Annotated in this window: 11 protein-coding genes; 3 read left to right on the top strand and 8 right to left on the bottom strand. The window is 61.1% G+C overall.

What is annotated here, in order from left to right; genetic code table 11:
- Positions 1-1,688: 1,688 nt before the first annotated feature.
- The gene (locus tag CA951_RS02950; protein ID WP_087555444.1) at positions 1,689-2,513 is read right to left on the bottom strand and encodes a PASTA domain-containing protein; all 825 of its coding nucleotides are present in this window, start codon (positions 2,511-2,513) and stop codon (positions 1,689-1,691) included.
- A gap of 146 nt (positions 2,514-2,659) precedes the next feature.
- Between CA951_RS02950 and CA951_RS02945 the strand changes: the two genes are divergently transcribed.
- Positions 2,660-3,367, top strand: coding sequence for a hypothetical protein (locus CA951_RS02945; RefSeq protein WP_087555443.1), 708 nt, complete (start codon positions 2,660-2,662; stop codon positions 3,365-3,367).
- Positions 3,368-3,745: 378 nt separating this feature from the next.
- On the opposite strand, the gene brxL is transcribed toward CA951_RS02945, so the two are convergent.
- The 7 genes from brxL to CA951_RS02910 form a co-directional block, all read right to left on the bottom strand.
- On the bottom strand, positions 3,746-5,893 hold the full coding sequence (brxL, locus tag CA951_RS02940) for a BREX system Lon protease-like protein BrxL (RefSeq protein ID WP_087555442.1): 2,148 nt from the start codon (positions 5,891-5,893) through the stop codon (positions 3,746-3,748).
- Positions 5,893-8,397, bottom strand: a complete 2,505-nt coding sequence (gene pglZ / locus CA951_RS02935) for a BREX-1 system phosphatase PglZ type A (RefSeq protein WP_087555441.1) — start codon at positions 8,395-8,397, stop codon at positions 5,893-5,895. Before pglZ ends, brxL begins: the two co-directional genes overlap by 1 nt.
- Positions 8,394-9,440 (bottom strand): YhcG family protein, encoded by a 1,047-nt coding sequence (locus CA951_RS02930; protein WP_087555440.1) that lies wholly within the window; start codon positions 9,438-9,440, stop codon positions 8,394-8,396. Before CA951_RS02930 ends, pglZ begins: the two co-directional genes overlap by 4 nt.
- Before the next feature lie 92 nt (positions 9,441-9,532).
- Positions 9,533-13,048: a BREX-1 system adenine-specific DNA-methyltransferase PglX gene (gene pglX / locus CA951_RS02925; protein WP_087555439.1), complete on the bottom strand. Its 3,516-nt coding sequence runs from the start codon at positions 13,046-13,048 to the stop codon at positions 9,533-9,535.
- Between the two features lie 42 nt (positions 13,049-13,090).
- Positions 13,091-16,732, bottom strand: a complete 3,642-nt coding sequence (brxC, locus tag CA951_RS02920) for a BREX system P-loop protein BrxC (RefSeq protein ID WP_256973250.1) — start codon at positions 16,730-16,732, stop codon at positions 13,091-13,093.
- The gene (locus CA951_RS02915) at positions 16,615-17,160 is read right to left on the bottom strand and encodes a DUF1788 domain-containing protein (RefSeq protein ID WP_256973288.1); all 546 of its coding nucleotides are present in this window, start codon (positions 17,158-17,160) and stop codon (positions 16,615-16,617) included. Before CA951_RS02915 ends, brxC begins: the two co-directional genes overlap by 118 nt.
- Positions 17,161-17,234: 74 nt before the next feature.
- The gene (locus CA951_RS02910) at positions 17,235-17,867 is read right to left on the bottom strand and encodes a DUF1819 family protein (protein ID WP_256973248.1); all 633 of its coding nucleotides are present in this window, start codon (positions 17,865-17,867) and stop codon (positions 17,235-17,237) included.
- A 1,019-nt stretch (positions 17,868-18,886) separates the two neighbouring features.
- Here CA951_RS02910 and CA951_RS02900 point away from each other — a divergent pair.
- Both CA951_RS02900 and CA951_RS02895 read left to right on the top strand, forming a co-directional pair.
- Positions 18,887-20,374, top strand: a complete 1,488-nt coding sequence (locus tag CA951_RS02900) for a tetratricopeptide repeat protein (protein WP_087555434.1) — start codon at positions 18,887-18,889, stop codon at positions 20,372-20,374.
- A 243-nt stretch (positions 20,375-20,617) separates the two neighbouring features.
- Positions 20,618-21,925 carry an IS256 family transposase gene (locus tag CA951_RS02895; RefSeq protein WP_087555433.1) on the top strand — a complete coding sequence of 436 codons (1,308 nt, stop codon included), beginning with the start codon at positions 20,618-20,620 and terminating at the stop codon, positions 21,923-21,925.
- Positions 21,926-21,995 lie beyond the last annotated feature (70 nt).

Genomic DNA, 21,995 nt, shown 5'->3' with positions numbered 1-21,995 from the left:
CTCAGGACAGGCGATGGGGGTGTAAAGCAGACCCCGCCCCCGTATCACCTCGGCCCGGGTCACGCTCGGCGAATGCCCGGTCGAATTCTGATGACCCGCTGGGTTGTACACAGGTCCGGTACACCCTAGGTCTGGCGCCGCAGGATCTGTGGGAGTGTGGAAGTCGCGTGCCGATCACGTCGCTGCCTCGACGATCGTCCTCGTCGTATTCGACAGGACCGTTGTGCTGGTCGCCTCGATTGCCGGGCTGACCGTACACCACGGCGGTCTGGCGATCCTCGGTGAACCCGTCCCCGATCACCGGCCCGTCGGCAAGCCCGATCCGCTGCAGATACCGAACCCCAACGCTCATTGCGTCATCGATGGTGACGTCATCGTGGCGGAAGGGAGTCGGAGCACCGCACCCGTTTGTCACCGCGCGCGACCTGCCCGATTCCACAACCACGTACGTCCCAGGTCCGCGACGTCAGGTCGCCGGGTGGGCGGGTCTGCCGCTTCTGGCGAACCATAACCACTTCGTCGTACCCTATGTGATGAAGTGCGCGCCCTCTACATTGTGGAAGGCGTTCCCGATATGTTGCTCCACCGAAGGCAGCGCCCAGAGGGTTGGCACGGATACGGTATGCGTTCGGGTACCATGCGCTCTATGAGTCTGCCTGCACCCAGCTTCAATAGTCCAGCAGGAGAACGAACTACCCTGCGGGTGACACCTGTGTCGCAGAGTTCGGAGCAACTAAGTATAAAAGATCAGCTTCGAATGGCCCGGTACCTGGATCACAGCGAGACCCTTTTAGCCCCCGCGTTGACGGCTGTGTCCGGCCCTATTGCACTTCACTTGGATGTAGGTCTCCCGGCAACCAAATCGTTGCTCCAGCAGCCGAGTTTGGAAAGATACGTTTTTCCCCTCGCCGAAAGACTGAAGAATGTTGTTGGACAGCAGTTAACAAGTGTGTGGTGCACGAAACAGCACTCGGATCTTTCCACGGTCACGGTTGGGCCGGCGGCGCCGGCGCCGGCCCCTGCTTTCGGGCAGACAGCCACACTGCTGACGCGCAGGTCATACGCAAAACCACGATTCAAAGAGGAGATTCAGGACGCTGTTGCTGGGTTGAAACCCGTCCCAGACGGGCCAGTTGCTCTACACATCGCTTTTGTGACTGGGCTACCCCGCACCTGGGCAAACCTGTGGAAACCAACCATCGACGGCCTGGGCGAGTTGCTCGGTTACCGCAACCCGCAGGGTCAGGGGGATGTTAACGCCGAGCGGATTACTCAACTGGCTTTTCATCACCGATCAGAAGGGGGCGCGCTGGGCCATAGCGTCCAAATCACGGTCACAATCGGGCCAAGTCTCCCGAATTTCACATGAATTTGTAGAACGTTCCCGCACGACTTGCGCCCTTGGATGTACGGTCTCGAGCATATGCTGCAGAATCCGACGCCTCCTCCATGACGACGGAACACTGCGTTTTCAAGTCCACAATCGGCTACGACCCTTCGACGGACTTTTTACCACGTCTCGATCAGGCACTCGATCAGCAGAACGGCGAAGCAGGCAGTGCCGTATCGAGGAATCCTGGTGGGCCACGGGGATGACCGCTCGTTAAGCTCCATCGAGACCGTCCTCGGTCGCCTTCTCAGTGCGCATCCGCGAAGGCTTTGCATCAGTCGGCTGCCGGGTTGTCAGATCATAAGAGCGGCGGCTGGACCGACGTACCCGCGTACAGACTCGTGAGGGCCTCGTTGTAGCGAGCTTGGGCTTCGCCGTAGAGCTGCCGGAAGCGGTCAACCGACCCGACGGCGGATGCCCCTTCGGCGCTGAGAAGCGTACTTGCTGCTCGCATGAACTGGTCGAGGGATTCCTGGAGCTGGTCGGCGTGGTCGTTGATGTGGTCGGGGGCATCTTCGAACGAGGCCTTGTACACCTCGAGGGCACGTTTGATGTCGTTGAGCGAGGCCCCCGTTGTGGCACTCACGGTGCCGCTGCCGGCGATCTGGTCGCCTAGGGCGCCCATGTCGGTGATGGCGTTCTTGGCGACGCGGGCGGCCGGGTCGATCGTATCGGCGAAGGTTTGAGCGTCCTTGGCGTTGTCGACGTCTTGCTGGCGTTTCCGCTCTTCATCGCGCTGTTGTTGTTCGGCCATCGAGCGGGCATCGGCTTCGTCGCGCTGCCGCAACTCGTCGCTGACGGGTGAGCCGGCCGGAATACGTTCCCTCACCCCATCGTCCTCCGGTTTGGCGATGTCGAGTCGGACGGTGGAATCGGGTTCTGTGCTGTTACCTGCGATGGGTTCTTGACCAAGAACGACCCAGTTGGAGTCCATCAGCGGTGTTCGGTCCTCGATGACGTCGACGTCCTCGAAATTCTCAAGGCCCGCGTCCTTGAGTGCGTTGTGGGCGTCGTCGAGTCGGTATCCGGTCACGTCGGGAACGGTCACCGGATCGTCGCCGCAGCCTACGAGCAGCAGGAACAGTGCCGAGGCGGTCACCACCGCGGGGCCGAATCTACGCATGGCGTGGAGCTTATCGCGTCCCCAGGCCGCGGCGTCTGACCGCTTAGGTCAATTTCGTTTCATGACACAACAACTCGACGCACGGTTTGTCGGGATTTTCGAAGTGTGGCTGCCAGGGAAACTGGCGGTTGTCGGATAACGTGCGGATGGTGAGCGACGATGCTGAAGTGATGGATCGGATCACGGCCGGGGTTCGGGATCTTGATCCGCAGCCACGGCAACGACGCTGGGTGAGCTTGACGTTCTGCATCCTCGACGCCGTCTTTAGCATCGGTGCGCGGTACGACACCGTTGTCGTCCCTCTCGTGCGGCGGGTAGCCGCCGATTTCGATGTCGCTGAGCCTTCGGTGCCTCATGAGGTCGAGGACGGACCGGATCCTGTTCCGCTCGGAGAGTTCCTGAGCCGGTACCCAAACGAAGCGAACTTGGTGCAAGCCACCAATAAGCAGCGGACCTCGACCCGTGGCGGGATTCTGAAGGCGGAGGCTGTGCTGCGATACGCCCGCATCCTGAACGATCACGGTGTCCGGAGCTTGCAGGAGGCGCGGGAACTGTTGACCGACGCGGTCCATCTCGGCACGGTCGAGATGGAATTACGGCAGGTGCCCGGTGAAGGGACTGCCGGGGTGCGGCGCGGATACCTATGGATGCTCGTCGGCGACGAGGACACCGTTAAACCTAATCGCATGGTGGTGCGCTGGCTCTCTGCCCACGGTGTAGACGGCACCACCCCTGAACAAGCACGAACGCTGCTGAGCAAGGTCTCTAAGCGCATCAGTTCCGATCTGGGTAGACGGGTGACGGCCTGGGAGGTTGACCACGCCATCTGGCTGGCGGCGCGATCCTTGGGATAGCTACCAATACCGCAGACTGGCTGGATTCTGCTGTACTCGGTTACCGCACACTGCCAGCCCGGCGGGAACCTCAGAGGGGTATGCGCAACATAGGTGATCGTGAAACGACACAGGCGAGTGGCCAGATGCGCGTGCGGGTGAGCTTGAGCGGCTGCACGGTGGGCTTGTGGCGCATATCGAAATGCGATCTCGCCCCGCTCGGCGGCCAGAGCCACCGGGCCGGCGCCGGTGCTGCCGGTTCGACGCCCTTCCGGCGCGGCTCCGGTCGTGGTCATCGTTAAGCCGCGGAGACCGTCGACTCCGTCCCACGGCGACGAGGCCCTCTCGACCATTCATCACGGCGGAGGTCTGCGGACTCACGTCCGTAGACGTCCACCGTCACTCCACCTCCCGGATGTACGTCACGCCGAATGCCCTGACCTGGCGGAACTCCTGGCGCGTACTGCCGAAATCGAACCAGCCGCCTTCTTGCTTCTGGAAGATGTCGAGGCCGCGGCCGAGGTTGATTCGCCATCCGCTGTCCGTGCGGATCCAGCGATCGTGACCGCCAGGGTCCTTCCCCACCTCGACTTTGATGCCCTGCTGAGCCGCGCCTTGGACGATCTGATTGAGCATCTGCAACTGCTTAATCTGATAGCCCGGGTCGACCTCAAGCCCGGTGAACAGTTTGAAGGTCACCTCGTCAGCGGGGTCTTTGGCAGACGCAATCAGGGCGAGCAGCTCAACCAAATTGCGCCCCTGGTGGCTCATCCGGATGTAAGGATCGTGCAACTCGATCTCAGTCGCGCCTCGCAGGTACGGCATGAAGAGGGTGTCGAACGAGATGCCGCGCTGATTCTCAACGAAATCCCGGTGCCCCTGGAACAGCTCCTCCTTCACCGGGGCCGAGACAACAGGCGCTTCCGACCCGACCGCACCCGTAGTGGGGCCAACCAGATCGACTGGCTCCTGGTCGTCGCTCGCGGCGCCGGGGCGGCCGCGGTGATAATGCCTGGGGTACTCGTCCTCCTCCAATGTGGTGACAGCCGTCCACTCGCCACCGAGCGACTGGTACCCGAACTTCACCGCAGCCATGGTGTCGTCCAAGCGCAGGATCTGGTCCTTGACGCGCTTGCGGCCTTCGATCGCGAAGCGCAGGATCTCCTCGATCTCCTCAGCGGTGGCCTGCTCGTGCGGGTAGAGCAGCTTCATCAGGCCGGAGAAGGTCTTGTGGATGCCGTCGCGGTCGCGGGTGGAGATGTCCGAGCCGAGCGTGAAGTACCGCTGGTAACGGTCGGAGTAGTCGAGATTTCGCATCGACTTGAGGACTTCGGCGATGTAGTCGACGACGAAACCGTACCCGCTGGAGAACATTTCACCGCGGATTGTGTCGACCTCCCAGCCGGGAATGTAGAAGTGCAGCCGGTCGAGGTAGGCTGGGTCGTGGTAGCTCTCTGGGAGCTCGTCGAATAGGTCTGAGTGCTTGAGCATGTACGGCACGGTGTGTGAGGTGTTGCCGACGAATACCATCGATGCCTCAGCACTTTCCGGTCTGACACCGCGGGAGAACGATTTGTTCGCCATATAGTTCTTCATGATGTCGACCAGTGCCTTGTCGGTGCGCTTCTTCTTGCCCGCGAACTCGTCGAACGCGACGACGTCCCAGTAGCCGACGAGACCGATCTTGCCGTTGGCGTTGTTTACGAACAGTTTCGGTACGGTGATCTCGCCGCCGGAGATCAGCATGCCGTGGGGTGAGAACTCCGAGTAGATGTGCGATTTGCCGGTGCCCTTCGGACCGAGCTCGACGAGGTTGTAGTTGCGTTCCACGAATGGGACCAGCCGGGTCAACTGGAGCAGCTTGGCCCGTCGCCCGAACATCTCGGGGTTGAAGCCGATCGACTGGATCAGCAGGTCGATCCACTCATCGGTGGTGAAGGCTTGGCGCGCGTCGAGGTAGCCGTGATAGTCGAAGTTCGACATCTGGATCGGCTTCAGACTCCCGAGGATCCATGGCACGGTGCGCGGGTCGTCACTGTGGAAGTACTCGATGTCGCACAGGCACCACACTTCGCTGACCAGCAACTTCGGGTTGCTGGTTGCCGTCCCTGGATCAATCACCACACCTCTGATCCCAAGGTTGGCGAAGGAGGCCTCGTAGAGGTCGTCTTTCGCGTTCAGCGCCACGCTGACCCGGTCGATGACCCGGAAACGGCCCTTCTCGCGGATCTTCGACTTCACCAGCTCCGACTCATTGCGGTGAACGTAGTGTTCGGCGAGGATTCGGCGCACCTTCTCGATGCCCTCCTGGATCGTCGCCTCGTCGTCGGTCGCGGCGAACTGCCCGAGCAAGTACTCCAGCACGTAGGACGGCACGATGGCGTTGCCTTTGACGGCCTTGACGAGATCCTTGCGCACCACCGCTCCCGGGAAGCGCGCGTTGATCTTGCGGTCCAACATAGTCGGCTCAGCCACGGCATCCGCGGGGCCCTCGTCGGGTGTCTGCTCGATGAGGGCCGCCTCGGTCAGGTCGATGTGGTCGCTCATCAGAAATCCCATCCGTCGTCGCTGGCGAAGGCACGTTTGATCGTGTACGGCGCGCTCTTGTACTTCTTCCACTGGTCGGTACCCTCGATCGGCTCTGAGAGTCGGAACTCGACGCTGTGGTTGTTGGCGTCGTCCGCATCCTTACTGAGAAGCAGTGTCACGCTTTGGAATCGGTCGCGCCCCGCGTCGCTGCTCGAGTCGAAGGTCATCTCCTGCTCGTTGGAGATCAGCGTGTCGCCGAAGTAGAGGCCGGCACGAAGTCGCCGCGCGGGCTTGTGTGGCTCCACCTTGACCGATTGGTACAACTTGACCACGATCTGCCCGGTCGTGATCCGATCCGACTCGGGGTGGATGTCGACGTTCACCGGCTCCACCGTGTCGCTGCGGCTCTTGTTGATCTGGATCACCGGCACCACGATCTCCTGTAACGAGGCGCCGCCGTGCACGAACTGGTACCCGGCTCCGGGCTGCACGATTCGCTGGATCGAGTTCGGGATCTGCACTTCCAGGTCGCTCGACAGTCCCACTTGGTCGGGCTTGAATGTCGTGAACGCTGCGTCCTTCTTCAATCCTCGCCCCAGCACGTAGCGGCGCTTTGACTTCACGATCTGCTCGCCCTGCGGTTTCACCGTCAGGTTGAACTGCTCGGCCAGTTTGGACCGCTGATAGAGGAACCCGTGATCGGCGGTGACGATGATGTTCGTCGCGTTCGCGCTCGCAAGCTTCTTGATAATATCCATCAACTCCCGGACTGCGTCCGCTGCCGCCGTGAACGTCCGGTGCTCGGAGGCGGCTTTGTCGCCGGTCGCGTCAATCGTGTCGTGGTAGACGTACAGCACCTGATTCGACGAGTACAGGTCACGACGATCGGCTGGCTTCATCTCGATGAAGTCCGTCGCCTGGATCGCTGTGCCGCCGACTGCGCTGAGGATCTTGCTGCGGTTCATGGTGCCGTCGGACTTCTGGCCGTCGACCAGCACCGGATCGCCTCCTGACGAATGCGCCAGCGTGGTGTGCGGAAGCAGTGCCGCCATCCCGAGTTGTGTGTAGGACGGCAGCGCGCCGAGCATGACGTCGATGGAGGCAGAGAACTTGTTCTCACCGCGGATCTTGGTGCTGAGCTCGTCGGCGACCTCGTAGCGGAGTGCGTCGGAGACGATCACGACGGCCTTTTTGCGGCCTGTGAGGGTCGGGGCGACGTAGTGGTCGTAGAACGAAGTTTGCGAGGTTATGCCGACGGTGCCCCATTGCGTGACCGTATTGACCTGCTGCTGCCACGCCACTCCGAGCGGGGCGAGGAAACTGGTCACATAGGCCTTCTCGACCAGGTCTGCCAGTGCCTCGATCGGCTGCTTGAACTCCGCCGTCAGATACGCCTGGGTGAACTGTCGATAGCGCTGGTCGATGCGGAACCACTCATCGCGATACCGCGTCAGCCCCTCGTCGAAGCTGCTGATGTGAAGTGCGGTGTTCCTGATCGCCGGAAGCAGCTCGGCCGCGGCGCTCAGCCCCTCATACAGGGTCGCGTAGTCGTCGAACCAGAAGCTGTCGCGACGCCTGGCGCTGATTGCATCGGCGATGTCGCGATACGGCATCGTCTGCGCACTGATCCCTTCGACCAGACGCCGTATCACCTCTCGCTCACCGGCGTCGAAGACGTCGGTCTCCTTGAGCGTTTCCCACGCGATCTCGTCGACGTGATCCGAGTAGTCGAGGTTGCCCTCGACGGTGCGGGCCAGCGATTTCATCGCCGCGCTGCTGCGTTTGGAGTCGCGGAAGCCGCGGAAGTCGAGCGCCAGGTTCCGTGCCTTGTTCGACTCAGTGACGTCGAACCCGTCGACGGCGCGCTGGAAGATCCACAGCACAAACCCCGCCACCGTCGGCGCCTGCGACGTGAAGCCGTAGATGCCGGAGGCGCCGGCCCAGTAGAAGTCTGCGAGGCCGTGGGAGGCGAGCGAATCGAATCCGGTGGTTTCGCCGCCTGCGTGCTGCATCAGCAGTGCGCGGGTGAGTTCAGAGAAGCTGTGCTCCTTCTGGTTCAGAAGCACAGCGCACATCTGTGCCTGTATAACCGTCAGGTCGTCGCCGATCAGCGGTAGCGCTTTGAGCCTTGTCACCAGCTTCGGGTCGTCGAAGAACGACGGATACCGGGCGATCAACTCTTCGGAGCCTGGCGCGCTCAGCCCAAGGTCGGCCCGCATAAGTTCGCGACGGTCGGCGGTGAACACCGGGCCGTAGGCCAGCTCTATGTCGAGCAGCCAGTTTCCGACGCCCTCGGGCACACTGCCGGATCGGTAGATTAAGAACTTCGCCGCCCGTTCTTCGCGCAACACCCGATGTTTGATCGCGAACTCGTTGTTGGCGACGTGCAGTACCGTCACGTCGGCCGGTACCTGCCCGTCGATCTCGGTCGCGTAACCGGCGTCGGGGTCGTGCCAAACGACGATGCGCTTGGAGTCGAAGCGATCCGCGAGGTGGCCGGCGATCGTGGGGGGCTTACTCATTCGTCGTCCTCGTCCTCGTCGTCGCGTGCCGGGCCGAGTGCGCGGCGCGCGACTCGTTCTTTCGCAGCGCGGTAGATTTGCGTGATTCGCTGCTGCAGATCTTCTTTGGGCGGCAGGGTCGTCCAGTACTCGGCTACGACGATGCCGTCCTTGTGCATCTCCAGTAGTTCGATCTGTTCCCGGCTCGTCTCGGTGCACAGGATCAGACCCAGCGGTGCTTCCTCTTCGCTACGGCGCTCGTAGCGGTCGAGCCACTTCAGGTAGAGCTTCATCTGCCCTTCGTGTGCGGCCTTGAACTTGCCGATCTTGAGTTCCACCGCGATCAGGCGGTGCAGTGCGCGCGAGTAGAACAGCAGGTCGAGGAAGAAGTCGTCGTTGTCGATCGTCATCCGCTTCTGACGGGCGACGAAGGTCCATCCGTTGCCGACTTCGAGGAGGAACGCCTCCATTTCGCGGAGGAGTGCGTCTTCGAGGTCGCGTTCGGCGTAGGTGTCCTTGAGCCCGAGGAATTCGAGGAAGTAGGGATCACTGAAGGTATCCTGCGGAACCGCTGATCCACCCGGGGTCTGCGCGTTGGCGATCTCGCGACGCTCGAACCCCTGCCGCCCAATCAGCTCGCGCAGTGCCCGGACGCTGAGCCGGGCACTGCTCGCCTGCTGGATGTAGAAGGTCCTTGCCTCGTCCGAGTGCACGGGCAGTAGCACCTTGAAGTGGCTCCAACTCAATTGTTGCGCCATTGTGGCCACAATCTCGCGGTCGGGGAAGGTCTGCGAGAACCGGACCATCCGGTAGAGGCTTGACTTGTCGAAGCCTCGTCCGTAGCGCTTCGTCAATTGTGGCGACAGCGTGGCCACAATCTCCTCTGCGTATCCAGCACGCTGCTTCCCGAGTACTTCGGAATCGATGAGGTGCCCGATCTTCCAGTTCATCAGCGTCAGTGCCGCATTCACCTGCGCGGCGACGACAGCGCGCGTCTCCTCGATCAGCGCCGACACCCGTCCGAGCAGGTCGCGTGTGTCGTCTGGGCGCTGCAACTCACTCATGCGGCCGCCCGTGCATCCAACGCCACACCGGCCAGACACTGTCGGCGTGAACTGTCAACTCAAAGTTCATGGTTGCGTCAGATATATCACCGTCATTCATCGCTGGCCTCCAGGCCGGCTATCTTCTTCACCGCCGGGTAGAACTTCGGGTAGTTCACCTTCACGCCGTCGTCGAGGTCGATCTCGACCTGCTGAGTGGCGAGCGGATAGAGCACGTCGTGCTCGTAGTCGCGCAGTTCGGCAAGCACTTTGCGCAGCCGGTCGGCCTCTTTCTCGTCCTTCGCCGAAGATCCGCCGGCGGCCGCCACCTCTGCCCGTTCAAGGGCCTTCTGCAGTTTGTTCTCGTACTCCCGCAGGTACTCGTTGAGCACGATCGAGATCGTGGACGGCGTGTAGCGGTGCAAGTAGATCAGCGCGTTGAACGAGCCTTTGGGGCTGGAGAACATCCAGTAGATGGGGCGCTTCTTGTAGCGCTTTACGTGATCGTCGTAGAACTTCGACCTACCCGACTTCGTAATGAAGTAGTCGCGCAACGTCTTGACGCCCAGCGATTCCTCCACGAACCGCCGATTCTCCTCGAAATGTTCCACGCCGAACGCGGCTTTCAGGAACTGGCGGAAGCGTTCGACGATGTCGTCCTCGAACCAGCCGTCGTCGACGAACGGGATCACATTATCGGCGTCGGGCATGAACGTGACGTCTCTGGCTGAGCCCGTCGACACCACCTTTGCGAGGTAGTCCCGGAGCGTTGCCCCCTGATCGGCCAGGATCAGGCCCGGCTCATCGAGGCTGTAGCGACCAAACATGCAGCCGACAGCGTAGGAGATCAACTCCTCCGCGAGATCCTCCCGCTCCAGCTCCTCGTACTCAGTCGCAGACTTGTTCGGTCCGTACCGGAACTCGATGTTTCGCGTCAGCGACACTCGGTTGAGCGCTACATCGGCAGTCACAATATGTGAGACATTGTACGCCGCTGCAACGACAACATTGTTTTCCGATTCCAGTTCACGCATCAATTCCGCGGCCTGTGCCGACTCATGCGAAACCTGTGCGTAGCGGTCTGCGAGTAGGCGGCCCTCTGCTCTCAAGAGTGCAGGGTTACCGAAATCCCATGAGGTTTCGAACTCGTTCCAGTCACATCGGCTCAGCTCAACTGCACGACGAGCAAGACCGCTGGCCCCCGTGCCTCGCAACGGCACGACGGGGAGTTGCGCGATCTGACCTACCTCGTAGTTTAGGGTGGGGGCGATTGCCTTCAGCATTTCGAGCGCTACGGACGAATTCGCGAATGCGGCCAACTCGTCCCTGCGCTCAGTGTCAGTCGTAAATATCGACGTGCCCGCAACGTCATAAACGAACCCAGCCGGGTATAGCCGGAAAGCAGGGTCGCCCGAACTCACCTTAGACCACGACAGCGACGGCAGGAAGTACGTCTGAGGACTTCGGACGACCGACTTTGGACGCAGCGCGAACAACTCCGCTCCGTCACTTTCCCAGTTCACGACGTGTTCGTGGTTACCCCACCACTTCCGGAAATCGCCACCCTTGTTGTAAGGGAACCAACGAGCGCCAGATGTTCTCGCTGCTTCGCGATCCGTGCACCCGAACGCAGTTCGGTTTGCGCCGACCTCCCACCATGAACGCAGGAAGCGGTTGTTGTCCGCCGTCGCGAGCCCTTGCCGCGGCTCAGCGATTTCCTTCAGTGGACGCCCCCTCGCGAAGGCAGCACGCATGGCGTCAGAGAGCCAGTACGCGATGGGCGTGCCGGGTACCTTGGCGAAGTCCTCGGAGGATGCCATGTACCTCCACTCACAGTCGGGATTATTAATGGCCTTAACGAGGCGAGTTCTCTTCTCCCCCTCGTTCAGTGGCGTCAGCCGAATAAACGGCACTCGCCTCCCTGGGGCGTTTGTCATCGCGAGGACAAACGCAGCATTAGCCCCAAATATGTCCGGGTGGTTAGAGACGTCTCGCAGATGCACAAAACTATCGAATGAATGGCCAGCGACGATATCTTCCCTAAAATTTTTGAAGCTTAAGATCGACATCCATGTGTCCCCAATGATATCCGCGACGAATCCTCCAGAGACGGACAACGTCATCGAACGCAGCACGAAGCAGCCGTAGAGATCTTGCTTTCCGTCGGGGAACTTTCTCTTAACGAACTCGGTGAGCCGCGCATCCATGTTTTTACTGCCCATATACGGCGGATTTGCCGTGACCACCGAGTACTGTCGACTCAGCATGTCTGCCTGCGAGACAGCCTGGCGTGCACGGTTTAGCGTGTCGTAGTAGAAAGTCTCCTCCATGTCCTTCAACCCCTCCAATACCGCAGCCGCTTGTTTGGTCGCGTCTGGGTCCGGCTGGATCAGCGAACCTAAGGTGTCTGCATCGCGGAACTGGTTCCAGAACGCTTCTTCGGCATCGCGGTCCCCGTCCTTCGTGATGAGCAAGTCGAGCCCATCGGGGGTGAAGGAGATCGGCTCGATCACACAGACCCTCGGCTGAACGCCAGAACGGATGAAGAAGCGGCGGTCCTTCGCGCGGGCCTTCATGGTGAGAGCGAACGCCGCAAGCGCCCCGGCGCGTGGGTCGATCTCGGTGCCGTAGAGATTGTGGCTAAGAATCAGGCTCGGAATCTCCGACGGCGCGTAGCCCTCCTCCTCATAGATTGCGTAGAGGAGGTCGAAGGCGTAGGTGAGCATGTGGCCTGATCCGCAGGCCGGGTCGATCACCGTCAGTTCCTCCGGTCCCGAAACCTTTAGAAAATCCGCCTCCTCGTCGAGCGGCGCGATGTAGTAGTCCATCTCGTCGACAACTCGCGAGAACGGACGATTGAGCATCCAGAGTCGTCCAAGCGAGTTCTCAAGGAGGTAGCGGACAATCCAATGCGGGGTGAATAGCTGGGTGGCTGCGGGGATCTCATCGGCCCCGGCCTTCTTGTTCTTCTTGAACCCGGCGAAGACCTCGTCTTTCCGCTCGGAGATGTAGAACTGGTAGAGCCAGCCGATTACTTCGACGTCTTCGCAAACGTCCTCGGTGAGAACCTCTCGAGCGCGGGACAGGAGGGATCCATCGGCGAGCAGTCCGGCGGGCACAAGCAACTCGGTGTAGGCGCCTTCCGCCTCAAACATGTATGGCATCGTCTTGTGCCACTGCCGGCAGTACTCGGTGAGCAACAGCGCGTAAGCCTCGCCCTCGGCATCAGTGCTGCGACGGGTGCCGTCCAGCAGACCGAGGATCGAACCGTGAGTGCCTGTATTAATGACGACGTCCGAGTCGAGGACGCCGCGTTTCGCATCGGCCAGGATCTCCGGCTGACCGTGAGCCTGGCCCGATGCCGGTGAGACGATGCCAGCGTCCGTGTAACCGCGAGCATCCATGAACCGCAGCGCGATGAGACGGTTGAACCAGGTGTAGGCGACCCGTTCGATCACGTGCTCGCGGCCGTGTTCAGCGATCTCGGACTCAAGGAGGCGCACAGTCTCGGCGCGCTCGCTACGTGCGACGGACCCGGCGGCGAGCACCGCAGATACCCGCGCCTCGACGGCGACGATCAGTTCGCGTCGGGCAGCCTTCGCGAAGCTCTCCAGTGGTTTGGTGTCCATGCTGCGTCCTTAAACCTGTGTCTTTGAAGAGGTCCGGGCCTGTTAGAGAGTGATGCGCTTGTTGTCGTTGATCGTCGCAAGCAATGTCGCGCGAAGCTGATCTAGGTAGGCGTCAACCTCTGCTTCGGTCTCAAGGACCCCACCAGCCCCGGGTAGCGCTAGTTTCTTGATCGAGATGCTCTGTTTCACCGGAGGCGTCGGCTTGACCGGAACCTGCGTTTCATCATCGTCGGCGTCCACCGGCTCCGTAACCGGCGTGGGTTTCGCGGCTTCGAGTTCGTCGAGGATCGCGGGATAGATTGTGTCGCCGAACTGCGCAGCGAGGTGACGGATCGTAGGGATCTGCGTCTCCTGCTGGACGCGCGCCAGCATCTGTTCGGTCTGGAGGGTAACCGACTGACGTGCCGCCTCTGTCGCGGCCACATACGCCGCGCCGACTGGAACCTGCTTCCAGTAGTTGTCGATCTTTGCCGTCGCTGCGTCCCGCTCTGCAGTAACCACGCCGTTGAGTTGTTCCCTCACAGCCGTGACCGCACTGCCGAGCTGCGTGGTCCTATTGCCGCGGAAGATCTGGGCGTCTTCGAGCGCGGTCTCGATCCCGTCGGCGACTCCGGCGGGCAGGTAGATGATGTTGGTGTTGTTCGCTTGCATGAACGAGCGGGCGTCGTCGTAGATGCTGCGCTGGTTGCCGTTGAGGAACGCCTTGATCGGGTCGATAACGTTATCCTTGGCATCGAGCAGATCGTCGGCCCCGACGAAATGCTCGACGAACCAGGCCGCCGGATTGCTGCTCAGTTCTGCGAGTAGCCTGATCGGTTCATCGAGTTGGTCGATGAACGGGTAGGCGGCGGCGCCCGAGCGCAGTGCCTTCAGCTCGGCGAGTTTGGCTTCGAGATGTTCCTTGCCAACGCGGCCGAGTTCGGCGGCATCCTTCGTGATGGCGCCCTCGTCGGTGAACTCGATGACGAACTTACGGAACAGGTTCACGATCTTCTGGTCGTAGATGCGCTGCGGGGCGACGATCAGATGTGGGTAGCGCTGGGTGTTGCGCAGCGCTCCGGCGATCTCCGTCCGGGCGAGAGTCTTGCCATCGACCTGGATCTCGATCTTCGTCTGCCCTACGAGGTAGGCAACCACGGCAGCGATGGACCACTGGTCCCAACCGTACGGCTTGGTGGTGTAACGCTCGATGAGTTGCTTCATCGTAACCATCTCGTGCCGCTTGCCGCGCATCTCCAGATGCCCGAGCAGGTCCCCTGCGGGAACTTCGAGGATGCTGCCGGCCTCGGGAAAGATGCCGTCGGTTGGGTTCACCAGTCCGCTTAGGCTCTGCTCGCCGAAAGTCTTGCCGCCGAGCATGCTGAGATTGGTATAGGTGGCGGAGATTACCTTGCCGAAGCCGTCGTTGATGCGAGTCTGCGCATCCGTAGCGGTCACGTCGAGGACCCCGGCGTTGTGGATCAGAGTCGACGCCCCGACAACTGTCCGAAGACGTTCGACGATCTCCTTCTCCCGCTCGGCGTTCTGGGATCCCTTCTCGCTGACGATCCGGGTCTCGACCGCGGTGCGACTGGACCCCTGAGCACGCTTGACGTACTTCTCTGTCTTCAGGAGCAGGCGCAGGTCGGCGAGGATTCGGTTGGCTTCCACCGGGAGCGCCACTCGGAGTTCGTCGAACCCGGTGCTCTGCATCTTGATCTGCTCCAGACTGAAATCCGTCTCGGGACTGATGAAGTGCAGCGACAGTTCGTACTGTTTGCCATATGGGACACCGTCGAGTTTGTACCCGAACGGGAAGTTCTGGCCGTTCCTGGCAGTGGCCTTCGTGGTCTTCACGACCGACTCCGCGAGCAGCTTGTTGAGTTTGGCGGAGGCCTCGGAGCTGTCGATGTCGACGTCCTTGATCTCCTGCTCGATCTTCTGCTCTTCGTTGGTCAGATAGTCGTACAGGTCACCATTGCGCTGAATGTAGGTCTGCGCCTCCAGTGTGTTCAGCGCCTCGATGACATCTTTGCCGAGCTGGGTCAGATCGGTGCCGAAGCGGTCGTAGACCAGCACAGTGAGGTTGCGGGGCGTGGCTTTGAAGCTATCGACGTACTTCACCAGGAACAGCGCCTTCAGCAGTCGCACCGCGAGTGGACTGAGCTTGCCGCTGCTGCGGGCGTTCTCGGCGCCCAGGATCGCGCGCTGATTCGCGGACTTCAGCGATGCCCGGATGCCCTCAAACATCTGATCGAAGGACGCGAGGGCGCCGAGCGGCTGGTCGGCGAGGCCGGTGGCGACTTCTTGGACGACGCCGAGCATGGAGCGTTCACCGACCGAGCTGTTGCGGCCCTCAAAGATGTTGTGGTCGCTGATCGACTCGATCGCGGCCTGGAACAGTGGGAACTGGTAGCTCACGAATGGGTACGTGCCGACGAAGTGCCGCTCGTCGCGGTAGTTCGGGTAGTGGCGGCCTTCGACGAAATCGAACAGGGTCTTGAAGTTCGCATGCTCCGCGTTGTAGATCGCCCTGACGTCGGTGCTCGCACCATCGGTCTTTGCCAGGAGACGCTTGCGGATGACCTCCTCGACGTCCTGACTAGTAAGTTTCAGCCGGTTCTTGAAGCGCGCCTGGATCTTGGAGAAGTCGTTGGCCTGCTGTTTGGTGCGGTCCCCGCCGACCTTCTCCATGTCCTCCTGGGAGGTCACGAAGATCCACGCCCGCCCCTGGCACTTGGTGGCAAGCGATTCGGCGATAGTCTGGAGGTTGAGCATGAGTTGGGTGTTAGTGCCGATGAACTGGCCGACCTCGTCGACGAAGAAGTTCAACCGGGAGTCGTCAGGCTGTCGACCGAGCCAGGCCGCCACTTCGTCGGCGAAATCTTCGATCGAGACCGAGTAGTTCGCGCTGTACTGGCGGATGATGCCGGGACTCTCGGAGCCGTTGACCTCGGCGAAGGCCTTGTCGATGTTGACTGCTTCGAGGGCAGCTTGTTCACGTCCCTGTGTCCAGGGGATTCCCGCAATCTGTTCGAAGGATTCTTGGAAGGACACGTACTGGTCACGGGAGTCGAGGTCGCGCTCGAAGCGGGCGATGTGTCCCTGGTTGCCGTAGTAGCCGCGGGACTCGTCGAAGATCTTCACGAACACCTTCAGCAGGGCGTCGTTCTGGTCCTTCGAGATCAGGGTGGCCTTCTGGTCGATGTTGAACAGCAGGCTCTTAGCTTCTATTCTCTCGGCCTTGTCGATCAACGCCGGCAAGAACGCGTCGTCGGTCTTCGTCCGGAATCGAGTGCAGACCTGGGCGCGCGGGTAGTCGTGGCCGTCGATGTCGCCGAGCAGGTGGGCGAGCATCTTCAACAGGTGTGACTTACCGGAGCCGAAGAAGCCAGAGATCCACACGCCGTTGGCGTTCGTGTAGTTCGTGTACGCCTCCAGCACCTGCTCGACGCCCTTGGCGGCCTCGTTGGTGAGGACATACTCCTCTACCTCGGTCGCGAGTTGGGAGGTGTCGTCGGCCTTGATGACACCCTCGATCGAGCGGTCGATCGGTTTGGCGAAGATCTCATTGATCGCGCTCATGCTCATGCCTCCTGCTCCAGAATGTCCTTGGCCCGGTAATAGCTGTCGCTCGCGACAAGGTTGAGGGCGCGGAGCTGGTGTCCGGCCGCCTGGGTGAATTCGTACGTACCCGGGAACCACGCCAACATCGGGCGACCCACCACCACACTCTGTAAGTTCTCCAGCACTGTATGCGTGCGGATGAACGGGAATACCTCACCGATGCCGGTGAGGAAGGCCACGGTTGTGTTGGGTTCAGTTCTCTGCTCGGCGTCTAGCCGGGTGCGGATCGCCGGGGCCAGGTGATCGTGCGGATCGAGCATGCCCTGGAGCATCTCGCGGAAGTCGGCTTTGTCCATCGCCGGCTCCGCTTGGAGAACGCGGTCCCAGACGCCTCGCTCGGCGAGGAGCTCGACAGCGAGATCGTAGAGGTCGATCTCGATCACGCTGATGCCGTCATCGCTCTGGAGCTTCGTGGTGACTCGGTCGCGTATGCCGTCGACGTCGAGGGCCCAGGCAGGCGGGAAGTGATAGATGAAGAAGGGAACTTCCTTGGAGAGGCCCTCCATCCTCAAGAATCGGTCGCTACGCAACACCTCATACAGGTGTCTCTCGTCGTGAGTGAGGTTTCGCTGGGTTGTTCTCATGGGTGCACCTGGTTGCCTGAGGATGTGAAGCGTGTGACTATCGGGAAGAATCGGAGATCGCTGGGTGTGCGGCGGTCCAGCACCTTGATGACGCGTCCGGAGATCACGGCAGGGATGATGTGGCCGGCGTCGGTACACAGACCTGCCTCGCGGAGCATACGGAACAATGTCTGTCGAAGCTTCTGTCTCGTCGACGGCTTCAGATCGTCGAGCTCAGGGTGCCACAGACTCTTACCGGTGATGAACCGATTGAAGTCGTCGGCGTCGAGCGTCGGCGTCATCACGAGGAATCGCTCCCGCAGCACCTCTTCAGCGAAGTCGCCGATCAGCGCGTAGCGACGGCAGGCCGCGGCCCACATAAGGTGGTGCTGCTCCGACGGACTGCCCTCGACAAGCAGTTCGATCTCGTCATTGCCGAGCGCAGCGAGTCGCTGAACGGTTTCACGGGAGACCCTGAGGAGTGATGAGGTAGTGCGGGCCTGTAACAGGTTATCGTCGATAACTCGGACACGGGTCGCCTGCCAGTCGCGAGACTCGAGGTATATGGCTGCGACGGACTCACCCTCGCGGGCGAGGAGGCCGCCACTGGTGAACGACAATGCATAGTGCGATTGCGCTTCGTCAGTCACGTGGCGCAAGGCCTCCCTTCCTGTCCTCAGAACAGCACCACGACTATCGGGAGCCTGCGACAATCTTGGCACTCGGCCCGCAGGCTGAGATTCGCAGCCCCCGCTGCGCGTCCAGGCGTCGACGTCGCTGACGCGATGGTCCCTTGACAGTCCCGGGATCCGGATGCCCACACCGTGGCGAAGGGCATGCCCAGGACGAGTCCACCTCACGTAGGTCACCCGTAGATCGCGGTCACGATGAAGCCAGATATGGATGCGCAACATCGGACGAGATGAGTGAGAAGAACTGATCGGTCTTACTCGTGATCCCGATCCGATCGAGCCGCGAGGTACGTAGCAAGATCATCGACTATGCACTCGGCATCACGAGCTGACTCCATCGGTGAGTTCGCCCACCAGAACAGTTGCACTGCGTGGCACACCCCTCGCTCCCGCCCTGATCGCACGGATGACCCCATTGACGTCGGTATCCGGGTCGAATTTCCTCCAGACCGTGGTCGAATCGGATCCTGTCGCTTTCCGGTACCCCGAACTGGTCGGCAATCCACTGTTGGAATACGGTGATCCCATTTCGCACCCGCATCGAGGTGTAGTCACCATCGGATGCCTGCACCTCAGCGCACACACCACCGGTGAGGAGTGCGCGCTCCTCCAAGTGGCGCAGGTGTCGATTCGAGTGCTCATCGAGGCGTGCAGGTGTGACATGGGAGGTCCGGTTTACGAGTCCTAGGGGGCATCCGGCTTCCGGTGATTCGGGTCGTGAGTCATTGGGGTTCCTCCGACTGTGATTTGGTTGCTCAAGCAACCACCAGGTGAGGGGCGCCTCAAGCTATGGGTGGCTTTCGGGGCAAGATGAAAGTTAGCCGATTCCACACTCTGCGACTCAAGGAATTCTAGCGAGATAGTCAGTTCTCGCATGTAATTCACGTGAATGACAGAGTCCGAGTGCGCCGAGAAAGTCGGTACATTCAGGCGCACTATCGCTCAGTGACGATGGAGAAAGCTGAGGTTTTCACGAGATGATAAGAGACAGCGTTCCCGACTTTGAGGACCTCACGGCTACTACGGCACAGACGATTCTCAGGTCATTCGACCGGCTACTGGGCAACGGCAACACGCTGGACCATCCTGGGTTCGATCCATTGGCCGAACTGGAAACTTTGTGCCCAAACCTGAGCGAAGAGCAGCTCGTTGCTGCCTCCACCTTCTTCCGTGACCACATTATTCGCTTCGCTTTCGACTCTGTGGGAGTGAAGGTGATCGAACAAGCATCAGACATCGAACAAACCCTCTACCTCCAAATACTAGATTCTAATGACTACGAGACCGTACGGGACTTCCTCGAAAATATTGCACCCGGCTTCCAGGACGTTCCCGCACTGCTCTGGACGAAGATGCGGTACGCCGCAGTCGTCGCACTGATTACCGAGTACGAAAAACAGTTCGTGGGGACTGGTCCCGACGAGACCGAAGTGCTTGAGACTGCGGCGGAAGCATTTTTGACCGCCGGGTTCGCGGAAGAGGCAGAACGAGCAGCCGCCGACCTCGCAGACTGCGGTGCTTCCGAGCTGGCACGAGATGTGTTCGAGGTGCTCGGTATCGCCGAACGCGCGGCGGAATGCTCTTATCAACTGGGCGAAGTAGCATTGTACGAGAGTGATTTCACGGTGGCCGTCGCCGAGTTCGCCCGAGCTCGCGACTCCTATCTCGGAGCCAACCGTCCGGCCGAGTCCGCCGACTGCACGTACCGCCTTGCGCGGGCACTTATGGACGCCAACAAGTTGGAAGACGCCGAACTCGAACTCATCGATGCAATGGCAGCCTTCGTTGACACCGAGCAGCCGGAAGGATTTACCCTCTGTCTCAACTACCTGGGAATCATCTACTACCGCACCGGACGGTACGACGAGGCCGAGGAAACACTGCTACGCGTACGAAACGACCTGGGCAACGACCTTAGCCGTGCTGACTGCGAGCACACCCTAGGCTGTATCTACCGCAGAACAGCGCGATACCGTCAAGCAGAAGAGTCGTTCGAACACGCGCTGGATCTATACCAGCGACATGGCCGCGAGTCCTCCATCCCCGATACATTGCTGGAAGTGGGTATCGTCTACACCCGCACCGGTCGGTATGACGACGCCGAACGCGTCTTCGACCAGGCCCGTGACCTCCACTATGGCCGCATGTTGGACCTCGGTATCGATCCGAACATCGCCGACTGCGACCACCACCTCGCCATCGTGTACACCGAAACCGGTCGATACGACCAGGCAGAATCCGCCTTCGAACACGCCCGAGACGTGTATCAGCGGTTGCGCCTTGACATCAAGATCGCAGAGCACCACCGCGAGATTGCCAGCCTCTACCTTCACACCGACCGCACAGACAACGCAAAGAAATCTTACGTGCAGGCATGGGAGACATACGACGCACTCGGTATGGACGAGGAAGCTGCAGACTGCATCCGCCGACTCGGTCTCGTTTACCAGCCGCCCAAACCCTAATCGCGCTGCAGCCTGACGTCCAGACGACGAACTCTCGACCTTAAGGCACAGGCTCCAAATTTGCTTACTCGGCACAGTCCAGGCAGATCTGTTGTGTAGGGCACAGAATGACACAGGCAAGGAGCGGGAGAAATGATCAATACCTGTGGATCGGGGAGGGCGCACCTTCCCGGATGATGATCTACGAGAAACCCGGTATTCGATCAAGACCAGCGCGGCAACGCTGGTTGGGAAGGTACGCCCGTGCTCACGGTAGTACACGACAACGACCAGTCCAACGACGACAGCGGGCGATCGTTGCTCGACGAGATCGTCCGCGATGGTGCCCGGCAGATGCTCGCAGCCGCCCTGCAGGCAGAGGTCGCCGCCTATATCGAACAGTTCGCTGATCAAGTCGACGAGAACGGTCGCCGCCTGGTGGTGCGCAACGGCTACCACCACGAACGCGACGTCCTGACCGCCGCTGGTGCGGTCAACGTGAAGGCCCCGCGGGTCAACGACAAGCGTATCGACCCGGACACCGGCGAGCGACAGCGCTTTTCGTCCGCGATCCTGCCGGCCTGGGTGCGCAAGTCCCCGCAGATGAACGAGGTCCTACCCTTGCTTTACCTGCACGGGCTCTCCACCAGCGACTTCGGTCCGGCACTCGAGCAGTTCCTCGGATCGGGTGCCGGGCTCTCGGCGGCCTCGATCACCCGGTTGGCGACCCAGTGGCAGGACGAGGCCAAGACCTTCCAGGATCGGGACCTCTCCGGCACCGACTTCGTCTATCTGTGGGTCGACGGCATCCACCTCAAGGTCAGGCTCGAGCAGGAAAAACTGTGCCTGCTAGTGATGATCGGTGTCCGCGCGGACGGACGCAAGGAGCTCGTCGCGCTCACCGACGGGTACCGCGAGTCCACCGAGTCGTGGGCGGACCTGCTGCGGGACTGCCGACGCCGCGGCATGACCGCCCCGGTCCTCGCGGTCGGTGACGGTGCCCTGGGGTTCTGGAAGGCGCTGCGGGAGGTGTTCCCCGAAACCCGAGAGCAGCGGTGCTGGTTCCACAAGCAGGCCAACATTCTTGCTGCGCTACCGAAGTCGGCACATCCCGGGGCGCTCGCGGCGATGAAGGAAATCTACAACGCCGAGGACATTGACAAGGCGCAAGTGGCGATCAAGGCCTTCGGACTCGACTACGGCGCGAAGTATCCGAAGGCGGTGAAGAAGATCACCGACGACATGGATGTGCTGCTCGAGTTCTACAAGTATCCGGCCGAGCACTGGGTGCATCTACGGACGACGAATCCCATCGAATCTACCTTCGCCACGGTGCGGCTCCGGACCAAGGTCACCAAGGGCCCCGGATCCCGTGCGGCGGGACTTGCCATGGCCTACAAGCTGATCGACGCCGCCCAGGCTCGCTGGCGGGCGGTCAACGCACCACATCTGGTCGCGCTCGTCCGAGCCGGCGCCGTGTTCCACAAGGGGAGACTGCTCGAGCGACCCACCGACATCACCCCCGCCACCTCACCTGCCGAGCCCACCAACTCCGGATCGGAGGTCGCCTGAAACTCACTCATCCACAGGTATTGACAATATCTCAAGGAGCGGCTGGCGTCATTCGTGCAGGCGACACCAT

The sequence above is a fragment of the Rhodococcus sp. NCIMB 12038 genome, from assembly GCF_002165735.1.
Taxonomy (GTDB): domain Bacteria; phylum Actinomycetota; class Actinomycetes; order Mycobacteriales; family Mycobacteriaceae; genus Rhodococcus_F.
Note: the sequence above shows the minus strand (reverse complement) of the source record. Positions and strands in the feature narration are given on the sequence as shown.